This is a genomic window from Nocardioides mesophilus, assembly GCF_014395785.1.
Taxonomy (GTDB): Bacteria; Actinomycetota; Actinomycetes; order Propionibacteriales; family Nocardioidaceae; genus Nocardioides_B; species Nocardioides_B mesophilus.
In genome coordinates, this window is the sequence record NZ_CP060713.1 from 2,715,731 (window position 1) to 2,729,100 (window position 13,370).

The following is a 13,370-nucleotide window of genomic DNA, read 5'->3' on the forward strand; positions in this document are numbered from 1 at the left end:
GCCCGTGGGCGGTACGACCTCTCAGACAGAGGCCCGCGTCTCCGGTCGGACTTCCGGAGCGCCCACGGGCCGGGTGACTGCTCGGTATTCCAGCGCGCTGACCGCCACCGTGGCGGATCGCCGGGCCGGACGGTGCGCTGCTAGGGAGCAGCCACCTCACGAGTCCGCAAAGAATTCACTTCTGGACCACCTCCTTTCCCGTGTGCTCCAACGCTACGACGACTCCGGGGCACCGACAAGGGAGTTTTCACCGTTTGGCACTCTTGCGACGTGCAGGGACGGGTGCGGGGGCTGCTGACCGACGTCCGGCCGCTCCAGGCGTCGCCCGCCTACCGCCGGCTCTTCATCGGCTCCACGGTCTCGCAGCTTGGTCAGCAGATGACCAACGTGGCGGTCGCGATCCAGGTCTACACGCTCACCGGGTCCTCGTTCTACGTCGGCCTGGTCGGGGTCTTCGGGCTCGGCCCGCTGGTGGTGCTCGGCCTCTACGGCGGCGCGATCGCCGACGCCGTCGACCGGCGCCGGCTCGCCCTGGCCGCCTCCGCCGGGCTGTGGGCGGTCTCGGTGGCCTTCGCCGCCCAGGCCTTCGCCGGGAGCACCTCGGTCTGGCTGCTGCTGGTCCTGGTCGCGGTGCAGTCGGGCTTCTACGCGGTGAACAACCCGGCCCGGTCGGCGATGCTGCCGCGGCTGCTGGCCCCGAGCTGCTGCCGGCGGCGAGCGCGCTGAACATGGCGTCGTTCAACCTCGGCTTCACCGCCGGCCCGGTGCTCGGCGCCCTGCTGATCAGCTGGCACGGCTTCGAGGCGGCGTACACGCTGGACGTGCTGACCTTCACCGCCAGCTACTACGCGCTGCTGAGGCTCCCGGCGATGCCGCCCCTGGAGCACAGCCCGCGTGCCGGCGTGCGGTCGGTGCTCGACGGGCTGGCGTTCCTGCGCCGCTCGCCGAACCTGCGGATGACGTTCGTCCTCGACCTCTGCGCGATGGTGCTCGCCCAGCCCCGCGCGCTGTTCCCGGCCCTCGCCTACAAGGTCTACGGCGCCGGGGCGGCTGCCGTCGGCATCCTCCAGGCAGCGCCCGCGATCGGCGCGCTCGCGGCCTTCCTGTTCTCCGGCTGGGTGAGCAAGGTGCGGCTGCAGGGCCTCGCGGTGGCGCTCTCGGTGCTGGCGTACGGCGTCGCGGTGGGCGGCGCGGGGCTCTCGACCGCCCTGTGGGGAGCGGTGATCTTCCTGGCGGTCTCGGGAGCGGCCGACATGGTGAGCTCGGCCTACCGCAACACGATCCTCCAGGTCGCGGCCCCGGACCACCTGCGCGGCCGGTTGCAGGGCGTCTTCATCGTCGTGGTCGCCGGCGGCCCGCGGGCCGGAGACTTCGTGTCCGGCTCCGTGGCCAGCCAGGTGGGCGAGCGGACCGCGATGGTGGTCGGGGGAGCCGCCTGCGTGCTGGCGGTGCTGCTGGTGGTGGCCGTGCAGCGGCGGTTCCTGCGCTATGACGCAGAACACCCCACTCCCTGAGCAGGGATGGTTGTCATGCGCAACCATTGGCGTATAGTTGTCTTTTGCAACCAATCCCCCAGCTCTCTCGAGGTTCCGCACCAGATGTCAACGCTCACTGCTCCCGGGACGACCGACGTCCCGCAGATGTCGCACCGCCAGGTGCTCGAGGCGCTCTCCGGCCTGCTGCTCGCGATGTTCGTCGCGATGCTGTCCTCGACCGTCGTCTCCAACGCCCTGCCGATCATCGTGGCCGACCTGGAGGGCACCGAGTCCGGCTACACCTGGGTGGTCGTCGCCACCCTGCTGACGCTGACCGCCACCACCCCGATCTGGGGCAAGCTGGCCGACCTGTTCAGCAAGAAGCTGCTCGTGCAGCTGGCGCTGCTGATCTACGTGATCGGCTCGTTCATCGCCGGCTTCGCCCCGTCGATGGGCGTGCTGATCGGAGCCCGGGCCCTGCAGGGGGTGGGCGTGGGCGGCCTCACCGCGCTGGTGCAGATCGTGATCGCCTCGATGGTCTCCCCGCGGGAGCGCGGCCGCTACTTCGGCTACCTCGGTGCCGTCTTCGCGGTCGCCACCGTCAGCGGACCGCTCATCGGCGGACTGATCGTGGACACCTCCTGGCTGGGCTGGCGCTGGTGCTTCTTCGTCGGGGTGCCGGTCGCCGCCGTCGCGGTCGTGGTGCTGCAGAAGACGCTGCACCTGCCCACCGTGCGTCGTGACGTCTCCATCGACTACCTCGGCGCCACCCTGATCGCCTCGGGCGTCTCGGTGCTGCTGATCTGGGTCTCGCTCGCCGGTCACCAGTTCGAGTGGGTCTCGGCGATCACGGTGCTGATGATCCTCGGCGGGCTGCTGCTGCTGGCTCTCGCCGTTCTGGTCGAGGCCCGGGCCGCGGAGCCGGTGATCCCGCTGCACCTGTTCCGCAACCGCACGATCAGCCTCGCCTCCGCCGCCAGCCTCATGGTCGGTGTCGCGATGTTCGGGTCCACGGTCTTCCTGGCGCAGTACTTCCAGCTCTCGCGCGGCATGTCGCCCACCCGGGCCGGCCTGATGACCCTGCCGATGGTGCTCGGCCTGCTCGCGTCGAGCATCGCCACGGGTCGACTGATCGCCCGCTACGGCCGCTGGAAGGTCTACCTCGTCGCCGGCGGCACCCTGATGACCCTCGGACTGCTGCTGCTCAGCCGCCTGGACCACCAGACCCCGCTGGTGGCCGCGGGCGCCTACATGACCGTGCTCGGCATCGGCCTGGGCGCCGTCAACCAGAACCTCGTGCTGGCGGTGCAGAACTCCGCGGCCCAGCGCGACATGGGCGTGGCCAGCTCGCTTGCGGCGTTCTTCCGGACCATGGGCGGCTCCATCGGCGTCTCCGCGCTCGGCGCGGTGCTCGGGCACCGGGTCGCCCAGCAGGTCTCGACCGGGCTGGCCGGCCTCGGCATCAGCCCGGCAAAGGGCGGTGGCAGCTCGATCCCGGACCTCGACGCCCTGCCGCCCGCGGTGCGCGAGGTGGTGGTGACCGCCTACGGCGACGCCATCGGCCACATCTTCCTGCTCGCGGTGCCGTTCTGCCTGATCGCGCTGGCCTGCATCGTGGCGATCCGGGAGACCCCGCTGCGCACCACGCTCGCCCGCGAGGACGAGCTGACGGCTCCGGCGCCCGAGGCGCCCGAGGGCGCCGAGGTGGCGGGCGTCCGGTGAGTCGCACCAGCGTGCTCGCCGCCAAGGCCGAGGTGATCCGTTCGCTCGAGGGCGAGGTGGTGGCGCTGCTGCGCCGGGCCCGGCGCGCCACCGACGAGCGGGCCCGGGTCATCGACCCGTCGCTGACCGCCGCCGGCTTCCAGGTGCTCGCGCACCTGCGTGAGCACGGTGGCGGCTCGCAGACCCAGATCGGCGACGCCCTCGGCATGGACAAGGGGACGGTGAGCCGCCAGGTGCAGGTGCTCTGCGAGCTCGGCCTGGTCGGCCGCACCGAGGACCCCACCGACCGGCGGGCCCTGGTGGTGCGGCTCTCCGACGAGGGCGAGCAGCGGATCGCCCAGCTCGAGCGGAGCCGGCGGGCGGCGTACGTCGCGCGCTTCGACACCTGGACGACCGAGGAGCTCGGCGACCTCGTCGAGCAGCTCAGCCGCTACAACCACACCCTCGGCCGGTGACCCCCGGCCCGGGCGAGCGGCCGGCCCGGGTCAGGCGTGGCGGAACCAGGCGGCGGTGTCCGGCGGCAGCAGCCGCTCGGAGCCGTCCCCGGACACCCCGGCCCCGCTGCTCATCAAGAGCTCGCCGGCCCGGTCGGGGACGGCGACCGCGGCGGTGCCGCAGTTGACCACGCAGACCAGCTGCGCCTCGTCGTCGCCCCCGCGCCGGAACGCCAGGCTCCCGGAGGGGGAGTCCACGAGCGCGACGCGGTGGTCCAGCCCCGCGGCCAGCTCGCGACGCATCGCGAGCAGCGCCTTGTAGAAGCTCAGCGTCGAGGCCGGGTCGTCCTCCTGGACCTCCACGCTCTGCGAGGCGAACACCTCCGGCATCGGCAGCCACGGCTGGCCGGCGCCGGGGCCGAAGCCGAAGGGCGCGGTGCTGCCCGACCACGGGATCGGCACCCGGCATCCGTCCCGCCCCGGCTCCTCCCCGCCGGTGCGGTGGAAGCTGGGGTCCTGCCGGTGCTGCGGCTCGAGGTCCACCTGCTCCAGGCCCAGTTCCTCGCCCTGGTAGACGTAGGCCGATCCCGGCAGCGCCATCATCGTCAGCACGGCCGCGCGAGCCCGGTCCAGGCCGACCGCGCCGCCGCCGTACCGGGTGGTGTGCCGCTCCACGTCGTGGTTCGAGAGCACCCAGGTGGGGGACGCGCCCACCAGGCCGACGGCGTCGAGGGTCTCGGTGATCACCCGGCCGAACGCCTCGGCCGACCACTCCGCCTCCAGCCACTGGAAGTTGAAGCTCTGCTGGAGCTCGTCGGGCCGGATGTAGCGCGACATCGACTCGGCGGAGTCGACCCACGCCTCCGCGACCGCCATCCGCTCGCCGTCGTACTCCCCGAGCACCTTGTGCCAGCGCCGGTAGACCTCGTGCACCTCCGGCTGGTCCCACATCGGGTGCGGGGGCTTGTCGTCGGGCTCGCGCGGGGTCAGGTCGAGCGGCTTGTAGAGACCGTGCGCGACGTCGATCCGGAAACCGTCGACGCCCCGGTCGAGCCAGAACCGCAGCACCGACTCGAACTCGTCGCCGACCTCGTCGTTCCACCAGTTGAGGTCCGGCTGGCTGGAGTCGAAGAGGTGCAGGTACCACTGGCCGTCCTCGAGGCGGCTCCAGGCGCAGCCACCGAACATCGAGACCCAGTTGTTCGGCGGCTCCGCGCCGTCCGGTCCGCTGCCGTCACGGAAGACGTAGCGGTCACGCGCCGGTGAGCCGGGCGGGGCGGCCAGCGCCTCCTGGAACCAGGGGTGCCGGCTCGAGGTGTGGTTCGGGACGACGTCGACGATCACCCGGATCCCGAGGTCGTGCGCCGTGGCCAGCATCGTGTCGAAGTCGGCCAGGGTGCCGAACATCGGGTCGACGTCGCGGTAGTCCGCCACGTCGTAGCCGTGGTCGAGCTGGGGCGAGGTGTAGAACGGCGTGATCCACACCGAGTCGACCCCGAGCCGGGCCAGGTAGGGCAGCCGCTCGCGGATCCCGACGAGGTCGCCGACCCCGTCGCCGTCGCCGTCGGCGAAGCTGCGGACGTAGATCTGGTAGCAGACGGAGTCGCGCCACCAGGGCGACGGAGTGATTTGCACGTTCCAATTCGAAGCCCTGCTGGGTTCTGTGTCAACTCGGCGTGCCTCGCCGGGCGGGGACGGGTCGCTGCGGCCGCCGTCGAGGACGCTCCACATGGCCCGGGCCAGAGGGGACCATCGACCCATCCCCCCGCAGTCGCCAGCCGGGACCCTTGAGGTCAGACGGGGAGGTGGGAGGGCCTGATGAACAACACGCCGTTCGAGATGACCGTGGACGAGTGCCTCGAGCAGCTGCATGCCGGTGTGATCGGACGGGTGGCGATGTCCACGCCGGTCGGTCCGCGGATCCTGCCGGTCAACTACGCGATGTACGGCGACGCCATCGTCTTCCGCACCTCTCCCTACAGCGAGCTCGGCACCTACGGCTGGAACAGCGAGCTGGCCTTCGAGATCGACCACATCGACTACGAGCGCCACCAGGGATGGAGCGTCATCGCGATCGGTCGCTCCGAGCTCGTGGAGGACCCGGACGACGTCGCCGACATCCGGCGCACCTGGGACCCCCGTCCATGGGCCGCGGGACAGCGCAACCTCTACATCAAGCTGACCTGGCGCGACATCTCCGGGCGCCGGCTGGGCACCGACTGGGGCACCGCGGGGATGAGCCCGGTGACCCGGACGGTGTGAGCCGGGACTCGTCACCCGCGGCGCCGGTCTGCCTCCCGGAGGCGTTGCGCTCGGTAGGGTTCGGAGCATGACGCGTCCCGACCTCCCGGCGAACGTGCACGCGTTGCTGGACGCCGTCGTCGCGATCAGCACCGACCTGGACCCGCACTCCGTGCTCGACCGGATCGTCGCCGCCGCGTGCCAGATCACCGGGGCCCGTTACGGCGCGCTCGGGGTGGTGGCCAGCGAGGGCGGGCTCTCGGACTTCATCACCCACGGACTCACCGAGGCCGAGCACCGTGCCATCGGTCCGCTGCCGCGCGGCCTCGGGCTGCTGGGCCACATCATCGACCACCCCGAGCCGCTCCGGCTGCGGGTGCTGAAGGACCATCCGCAGTCGGCCGGGTTCCCGCAGCACCACCCGGTGATGACCAGCTTCCTCGGCGTCCCGGTCCGGGTCCGCGGCACCGTGTTCGGCAACCTCTACCTGACCGACAAGCAGGGAGCCGACGAGTTCACCGACTCCGACGAGATGCTCGTCGAGGCGCTGGCGACGGCGGCCGGCTCGGTCATCGACAACGCCCGCAACTACGCCCGCAACGAGCGTCGCCGGCAGTGGCTCGCGGCCTCGGAGCAGATCCTGGCGGCACTGCAGCCACCCGTCGACCTGGAGGAGGCGCTCAGCCAGGTCGCGATCGTGGCCCGGCGGGTGACCACCGCCGCGGTGGCCGCGGTCGTGCAGCGGTCCGACGGCCGGCACAGCGTCGTGGCGGCGGACGGGCCGCAGGTCACCGCGGTCGCCGAGCTGGTCGAGAGCCTGCAGGAGCAGATCGACGAGGTCGAGACGAACCCGAGCCACCCGGTGGTGACCCGGTCCGTGCCCGGCGGCGGGCACTGCATGATCGTGCCGCTCCGCTCGCACCTGGCAGCCGGTGGTGTGCTGCTGGTCTACCTCGACCGTGAGCGCGGCGCCCTCGAACGCGACGAGTCCGAGCTGCTGCTCTCCTTCGCCGACCAGGCCGGCCTCGCCCTGGACCGGGCCCAGGCGATGGCGGACCGCGAGGAGCTGATGCTGGTCGCCGACCGGGACCGGATCGCGCGCGACCTGCACGACCTGGTGATCCAGCGGCTCTTCGCGACCGGCCTGCAGCTGCAGGGGTTGCGCCGGCGGGTGGGGGACGGCGACGTCCGCTCCCGCATCGACCACGCGGTCGCCGACCTCGACGTGACGATCCGCGACATCCGCTCCACGATCTTCGAGCTGCAGCACGCCTTCGAGTCCTCGCTGCGCGCCGACGTGCGCGGTGTGGTGAAGGAGTACGTCCCGGTGCTCGGCTTCTCTCCGCTGGTCCGCAGCTCCGGTCCCGTCGACACCGCGGTGCCGCAGTCGGTGGCCGAGCAGCTGCTGGCCGTGCTGCGCGAGTCGCTGTCCAACGTCGCCCGGCACGCGGAGGCCAACGCCGCGGTGGTGGAGGTGGAGGCGACCGAGGACTCGGTCTGGCTGCGGGTCACCGACAACGGACGGGGCCTGCCGGGCGAGCGGCACGAGAGCGGGCTGCGCAACGTACGGCGCCGTGCCCGCGACCTCGGCGGTGAGGTCCGGCTGCTGCCCGAGGAGCCGCACGGCACCCGGCTGGAGTGGCGCGTGCCGTTCGGCGAGGGCTAGCTGCTCGAGTCGTCGGGCAGCACCTCGGCCGCGAACTGCTCGACCTTGCCCTGCCAGCCGTCCTCCAGGGGCCCCTTCAGCCCGGTGACGAGGACCGTGCCCTCCGCCACCTTCTCGAGGTGCTTGGGTGCGAGCAGCTCGTCCATCACCGGCCTGACCCGCTGCCACTTGTCCTGCTCCTCGGCAGACGGCAGCTCGCCGGTCTTCTTGTCCGGTCGCGGCGCGGCCTCGGTGGTGAGGAGGGCGTACCGCGCGTGCGGCGGCAGCTCGGCCTTCTTCAGGAACCGGCGCATCCCGCCGATCGGCTTGCCCATCCGTCCCGGCGAGCTGAAGACGTAGAGGTCCGCGGGGGGCAGCCGCCGGGGGTCCGCGTCGTGGATGTGGTGGACGTCCACCCGGTTGCCGCGGGCCTCCACCAGCCGCCGGAACTCCTCGGCCACGGCCTCGCCGTTGCCGAACTTGGAGGCGTGGAGGTACTCGATCTGCATGATGACTCCTCAGGGGATGAGGCTCAGTCCGCGTCGGTGGGGACCACGAGGACCGGGCACTCGGCGTAGTGCAGGACGGCGCGGGTCACCGAGCCGAACCCGAAGCCGCTGAACCGGCTGCTGTTGCGCCGGCCGAGGATGACGAGCTGGGCGTCCGCTGCGGCGTCGAGCACCACGACCGCGGGGTGCCCGGCACGGTCGTGCGCGCTCACCTCGACCTCGGGGAACCGGTGGCGCCACGCCTCCAGGAACCCCTCCAGCGCGGCGGGCTCGGCCTCGGTGCCCACCGGTACGTCGTCGTGCTGCTCGCGCCCGTGGACGACGACCAGAGGCGTCTTCAGCCGGTGCGCCCGGTGGAAGGCGAGGTGCAGCAGCCGCGACGCCGGCTGGTCCGGGTGCACACCGACGACGACGGCTCCGTGCTCGTGGGCCCGCTGGTCCCAGCTGTCGGGGACGACCGCCACCGGCACGGGGCTGCGCCCGGCGACGGCGAGCGAGGTGGAGCCGACCAGCATCCGGGGGATCGCGTGCCGGCCGCGCTTGCCGACCACGAGCAGGCGGGCCCCGGCGGAGCGTTCGAGCAACGCCTCCTCGACGGGACCGCTGGCCACCTCGGAGGCCAGGTGCTCGGGCCCGACGTACTGCTTCGCCGTCTCGAGCGCGTCGTCGACGGCGTGCCGGGCGGCGGAGCGGGGAGCCGGGTGGGACAGGTGCGGGATCAGGGTGAGCTCCGAGACGCCGACGAGGCGGAGGTCGCAGCCGGACCGGCCGGCCTCCTGCGCGGCCCAGGCGATCGCGGCGCGGTTGCGCTCGGAGCCGTCCACACCGACGACCACCGGTGAGTGGTCTTCCCACTCACCGGCGGCCGGTGATGCCTGGTGCTCGATCACCTCAGGACCGGGAACCGACGGACCAGGTGGGTACGAGCCCAGACACGTCCGGCACCGAGCGTGTCGCCGGCCAGGGTCAGCGCGAGGACGATCACGACGATCGCGCCGATGAGGTGGTCATCGATGACCGGGTTGTTCTCGAGGGGCAGCGAGGCGGCCCACATCATCGCGTAGAGCAGTGCGCCGGCAGCGGCGGCGATGCGCATCGTGATGCCGAGGGTGAGGGCGAGGCCGATGCCGAGCAGGCCGAGCATGAACAGCCAGTCCACCCAGGCGTTGCCGGCCAGGCCGTTGAAGAAGTCCTTGAAGGGGTTGTCCGCGGGGACACCGAACTTCAAGAAGCCCTCGGTGGGGCTGCCGCCGTTGATCCAGGCTGCGTCCCCGAACCGGTCGACGGTGCCGTCCTCGGCGACGCCGGTGTGGAAGCCCAGGGCGAGCAGCTTGTCGAAGAAGGCCCAGAGGAAGGTGAGGCCGTAGGCGAGGCGAAGGACGCCGAGCCCGTTCCGTGCTGCGGTGGTGGTGACGATGTCGGTCTCGACGAGCATCGGGGCCGTCTCACCCCGCTGGGTCGTATCGCTGTTCTGGTGCCGGGTGACGTTCATGATGACCCTCCTGGTCGGTTCCCGTCTGTTCTGACGAGTCCAGACTGCGGCAGGAGGGATGTCCCGGTTCAGGGCCGCTGGGCATGACTTCGCGGGGTCGTTGGTCCCCCGGCGACGGGACCCCGCGCGGGCCGGTCAGCCGAGCAGCTTGGAGGCGAGCACGGCCGCCTGGGTCCGGCGCTCGAGGCCGAGCTTCGAGAGGATGCTGGAGACGTAGTTCTTCACGGTCTTCTCGGCGAGGAACATCCGCTCGCCGATCTGCCGGTTGGTGAGCCCCTCGGCGATCAGCGCCAGGATCTTGCGCTCCTGGTCGGTCAGCCGGGTCAGCTCCTCGGGCTCCTCCGGGCCGTTGCGGACCCGCTCGAGCACCTTGGCGGTCAGCGACGGGTCGATCAGCGACTGGCCGCCGGCGACCCGGCGGACGCCGTCGACGAGGTCGTTGCCGCCGATCTGCTTGAGCACGTAGCCCGCCGCCCCGGCGAGGATCGCCGCGAACAGCGCCTCGTCGTCGTCGTAGCTGGTGAGGATGAGGGCCTTGATCTCGGGGTCGACGGAGCGGATCTCGCGGCACACGTCGATGCCGGAGCCGTCGGGGAGCCGGGCGTCGAGGACGGCCACGTGCGGCCGCAGCGCCGGGATCCGCGCCGCCGCCTCGTGGGCCAGGCCGGACTCGCCGACCACCTCGATGTCGTCCTCGGCCTCCAGCAGGTCACGCAGCCCGCGCCGGACCACCTCGTGGTCGTCGAGCAGGAACACGCGGATCTTCTCGTCACTCATGCCGCAACCGTAGTCACCCGCACCCGCAACGTCTCGTATCTGCCGCACGCGGGGCGGCGTGGGCGGGCGGTCCGGGCGAGGCCGGGTCAGTTGAAGACCGCGGGGTCCACGGCCAGCCACACGTGCTCGGCGGTCGCCACGACCCGGCCGTCGGCGTCGTAGAGGGTGCTCGCGGTGAACGTCTTGCGGCCCTCGCTGCGCAGCCGGCGACCGACCACCACGTGCGGCTCACCCACCACGGGGCGGGCGTCGACGCGGGCGGTCATCCGTCCCAGCACCATCGGCCGGCCCTCGAGGTCCTCCGACCAGCCGCCCACGCAGTCCAGCGCCGCCCACGTGGTGCCCGAGCCGACCCGCTCCACTCCCGGGTCGACGACGTCGCCGGACTCGGCGAGCGAGGCGTGCGGCACCCACAGCGAGGCCACCGTGTCCGGGCCGACCGGCCCCGGGAAGATGTGCAGCCCGTCGCCTGCGGCACGGTCCGGCCCGCAGGCGAAGCAGCCGGGGAACGGGTGCGAGCGCAGCCCGGGGTACGTCGTCATGGCGGCGGCGGCCTCGTCGGGCCCGACGGCCTCGACCGGGGTCAGCGCCGTGCCGACCGCGCGGGCCTCGGCGACCCGTTCGCCCTGGTGGCACAGCACGGTCACCGCCGCGTGGTCGCCGGTGGCCGCGAGGTGGTCGACGGTCAGCGTCACCTCCAGCGGCGGCGGCATCCGGAGCGTCACCTCGACGGTGGCGGGGCTGGTGTCGACCGGCACCCGCTCCGCCAGCGTCCCGGCGGTCCAGCCGCCGTTGCCGGACCGGGCCGGGCCCCGGAACCGGTGGGGGACCACCAGGACCGCGTCGTGCGCGGACAGGTCGGCGGGGTCGGGCCGGTCGCGAGACTCGGGAGGGAGAGGCTGGTCGGGAGGGGGCACGCTCATGCGGGTCTGCTCACTTCTTGATCTCTTCGAGCCGGTCGAGCGCCTCGCGACGTTCCTCGGCATGGTCCACGATCCGCCCGGGATAGCCCTCCGGCAGCCCGGCGGGGTCCTCCCACGGCTCGTGGACGTAGCGGGGGTCGACGTCACGCAGCGCTGGCACCCACCGTCGCACGTAGGCGCCGTCCGGGTCGAACTTCTTGCCCTGCGTCACCGGGTTGAAGACCCGGAAGTACGGCGACGCGTCGGTGCCCGACCCGGCGACCCACTGCCAGCCGTGCTGGTTGGAGGCGAGGTCGCCGTCGACCAGCCAGTGCATGAAGTGCCTCGCGCCGTGCTGCCACTCGATGTGCAGGTCCTTGACCAGGAAGCTCGCGACGATCATCCGCACCCGGTTGTGCATCCAGCCGATCGAGCGCAGCTGGCGCATCCCGGCGTCGACGACCGGGTAGCCGGTGCGGCCCTCCTGCCAGGCGCTCAACCGGTCGGCGGGCTCGTCGTACCGCATCCGGGCGAACTCGGGACGCAGGTAGTCCCGGGCGCTGTCGGGCCGGGCGAACAGCACGTCGGCGTAGAACTCGCGCCAGGCCAGCTCCTTGCGGTACGTCGTCGCGGCCTCGCTGCGGTGGGCGGCCAGGTCGGCCAGCAGCGTGCGGGGGTGCACCTCGCCCCACTTGAGGTGCACCGACATCCGGCTGGTGGCGTCGCGGTCGGGCCGGTCCCGGTCGCCGTAGTGGGCCAGCCCGTCGTCGAGGAACGCAGCCCAGCGGCGCCGGGCGGCCTCCTCGCCCGCGTCGGGGAGCTCCAGCCCCTCCGGCAGGTCCACCTCGGGGACCTTCACGGGCTCCTCGAACGTGAGCCAGTGAGCGGCGTCCGGCGGGTCGACCGGCTGCCGCCAGCCGTGCTCGGCCCACGCCTTCGAGAACGGGGTGTAGACCTTGAACGGCTGCCCCGAGCCGTTGCGGACCCGGCCCGGCGCGACGGCGTACGGCGACCCGGTGCGCGCCAGCTCGATGCCGTGCCCGGCCAGGGCCGCCTCGACCTCCGCGTCGCGGGCGTGTCCGTAGGGGCCGTAGTCGGCCGCCACGTGCACCCGGCTCGCGCCGACCTCGCGCGCGGCCCGGACGACCTCCCGCGCCGGATCCCCGTGGAGCACGGCGAGGCGGCCGCGGTGCCGGCGCAACGACGCGTCGAGCGAGCGGAGGCTGGCGGCGAGGTAGGCCCGGCGGCTCGGGCCCGCCGGCCCCCAGAGGCGGTCGTCGAGGACGAAGAGCGGCAGCACCCCCTCGGCCGCGCAGGCCTCGAGCAGGGCGGGGTTGTCGGCGAGCCGGAGGTCGCGCCGGAACCACATGACGGTGTGCAGCCGGGAGCCGGTCGGTGCGGGAGCCACGGGTCCACCTTGCCAGGCGGCCGGTGAACGACCGGGGGTACGGCAGAATGGCCAGGTGAGCGACCTGATCGACACCACCGAGATGTACCTCCGCACGATCTACGAGCTCGTCGAGGAGGGGATCGTCCCGCTGCGTGCCCGGATCGCCGAGCGGCTGCACCAGAGCGGACCCACCGTCAGCCAGACCGTCGCCCGGATGGAGCGCGACGGCTTGCTCACCGTCCAGGGCGACCGGCACCTCGAGCTCACCGTCGAGGGCAACCGGCTCGCGACCCGGGTGATGCGCAAGCACCGGCTGGCCGAGCGGCTGCTCACCGACGTGATCGGCCTGGACTGGGAGCTGGTGCACGCCGAGGCCTGCCGCTGGGAGCACGTGATGTCAGAGACCGTCGAGCGCCGGCTGGTGGAGCTGCTCGGGCATCCCACCGAGTCGCCCTACGGCAACCCGATCCCCGGCCTCGACGAGCTCGGCGAGGTCGCGGAGGGCGAGGAGTTCATGACCGACGTCGAGCCGCTGGACCGGGTGGTGCTCGACGGCGACGGGATCGACGGCGCCGAGACGCGGGTGATGATCCGGCGGATCAGCGAGGAGGTCCAGAAGGACGAGCCGGTGATGGGGGCGCTGCGCCGGGTGGGCGCGTTGCCGGACAAGGTGATCACCGTCGCCCGCGGCGCCGAGGGCGTCCTGATCGGCAGCGGCGGGGAGACCGCCGAGATCGAGCTCGACCTCGCCAGCCACCTGTTCGTGCGCCGCCTCTGATACGT

The 13,370-nt window shown here is 72.5% G+C and carries 12 protein-coding genes and 1 pseudogene; 6 read left to right on the plus strand and 7 right to left on the minus strand.

The features are described from left to right. Positions 1-378: 378 nt before the first annotated feature. The 3 genes and pseudogenes from H9L09_RS13090 (at position 379) to H9L09_RS13100 (ending at position 3,652) form a co-directional block, all read left to right on the plus strand. Positions 379-1,514, plus strand: a pseudogene (locus H9L09_RS13090) (MFS transporter). 84 nt (positions 1,515-1,598) lie between these two features. Next, on the plus strand, positions 1,599-3,197 hold the full coding sequence (locus H9L09_RS13095) for an MFS transporter (protein WP_246456004.1): 1,599 nt from the start codon (positions 1,599-1,601) through the stop codon (positions 3,195-3,197). After that, complete coding sequence (locus H9L09_RS13100; protein WP_187577355.1) at positions 3,194-3,652, plus strand: MarR family winged helix-turn-helix transcriptional regulator; 459 nt, start codon at positions 3,194-3,196, stop codon at positions 3,650-3,652. The genes H9L09_RS13095 and H9L09_RS13100 overlap by 4 nt, the downstream gene beginning before the upstream one ends. 30 nt (positions 3,653-3,682) lie before the next feature. Here the strand turns inward: H9L09_RS13100 and H9L09_RS13105 are convergent, their stop codons facing one another. Continuing rightward, positions 3,683-5,266, minus strand: coding sequence for a glycoside hydrolase family 13 protein (locus tag H9L09_RS13105; RefSeq protein WP_246456005.1), 1,584 nt, complete (start codon positions 5,264-5,266; stop codon positions 3,683-3,685). A gap of 183 nt (positions 5,267-5,449) precedes the next feature. On the opposite strand from H9L09_RS13105, the gene H9L09_RS13110 reads away from it, so the two are divergent. After that, the gene (locus H9L09_RS13110) at positions 5,450-5,893 is read left to right on the plus strand and encodes a pyridoxamine 5'-phosphate oxidase family protein (protein WP_187577356.1); all 444 of its coding nucleotides are present in this window, start codon (positions 5,450-5,452) and stop codon (positions 5,891-5,893) included. A 67-nt stretch (positions 5,894-5,960) separates the two neighbouring features. Continuing rightward, positions 5,961-7,538 (plus strand): GAF domain-containing sensor histidine kinase, encoded by a 1,578-nt coding sequence (locus H9L09_RS13115; RefSeq protein WP_187577357.1) that lies wholly within the window; start codon positions 5,961-5,963, stop codon positions 7,536-7,538. Here H9L09_RS13115 and H9L09_RS13120 read toward each other — a convergent pair. The 6 genes from H9L09_RS13120 to H9L09_RS13145 form a co-directional block, all read right to left on the minus strand. Beyond that, entirely contained in the window at positions 7,535-8,026 is a 492-nt protein-coding gene (locus tag H9L09_RS13120) for an NADPH-dependent FMN reductase family protein (RefSeq protein WP_187577358.1), read from the minus strand. The two genes, H9L09_RS13115 and H9L09_RS13120, sit on opposite strands and share 4 nt — an antisense overlap. Before the next feature lie 23 nt (positions 8,027-8,049). Further along, on the minus strand, positions 8,050-8,916 hold the full coding sequence (locus tag H9L09_RS13125) for a universal stress protein (RefSeq protein ID WP_187577359.1): 867 nt from the start codon (positions 8,914-8,916) through the stop codon (positions 8,050-8,052). Continuing rightward, positions 8,913-9,518: a hypothetical protein gene (locus tag H9L09_RS13130; RefSeq protein WP_187577360.1), complete on the minus strand. Its 606-nt coding sequence runs from the start codon at positions 9,516-9,518 to the stop codon at positions 8,913-8,915. Before H9L09_RS13130 ends, H9L09_RS13125 begins: the two co-directional genes overlap by 4 nt. Before the next feature lie 135 nt (positions 9,519-9,653). Beyond that, positions 9,654-10,295 carry a response regulator gene (locus H9L09_RS13135; protein WP_187577361.1) on the minus strand — a complete coding sequence of 214 codons (642 nt, stop codon included), beginning with the start codon at positions 10,293-10,295 and terminating at the stop codon, positions 9,654-9,656. An 86-nt stretch (positions 10,296-10,381) separates the two neighbouring features. Further along, positions 10,382-11,218 (minus strand): hotdog family protein, encoded by an 837-nt coding sequence (locus tag H9L09_RS13140; RefSeq protein ID WP_246456007.1) that lies wholly within the window; start codon positions 11,216-11,218, stop codon positions 10,382-10,384. Positions 11,219-11,228: 10 nt separating this feature from the next. Further along, entirely contained in the window at positions 11,229-12,605 is a 1,377-nt protein-coding gene (locus H9L09_RS13145; RefSeq protein WP_246456008.1) for a cryptochrome/photolyase family protein, read from the minus strand. A gap of 55 nt (positions 12,606-12,660) precedes the next feature. Between H9L09_RS13145 and H9L09_RS13150 the strand changes: the two genes are divergently transcribed. Next, complete coding sequence (locus H9L09_RS13150; RefSeq protein ID WP_187577362.1) at positions 12,661-13,365, plus strand: iron-dependent transcriptional repressor DtxR; 705 nt, start codon at positions 12,661-12,663, stop codon at positions 13,363-13,365. Positions 13,366-13,370: the final 5 nt, after the last annotated feature.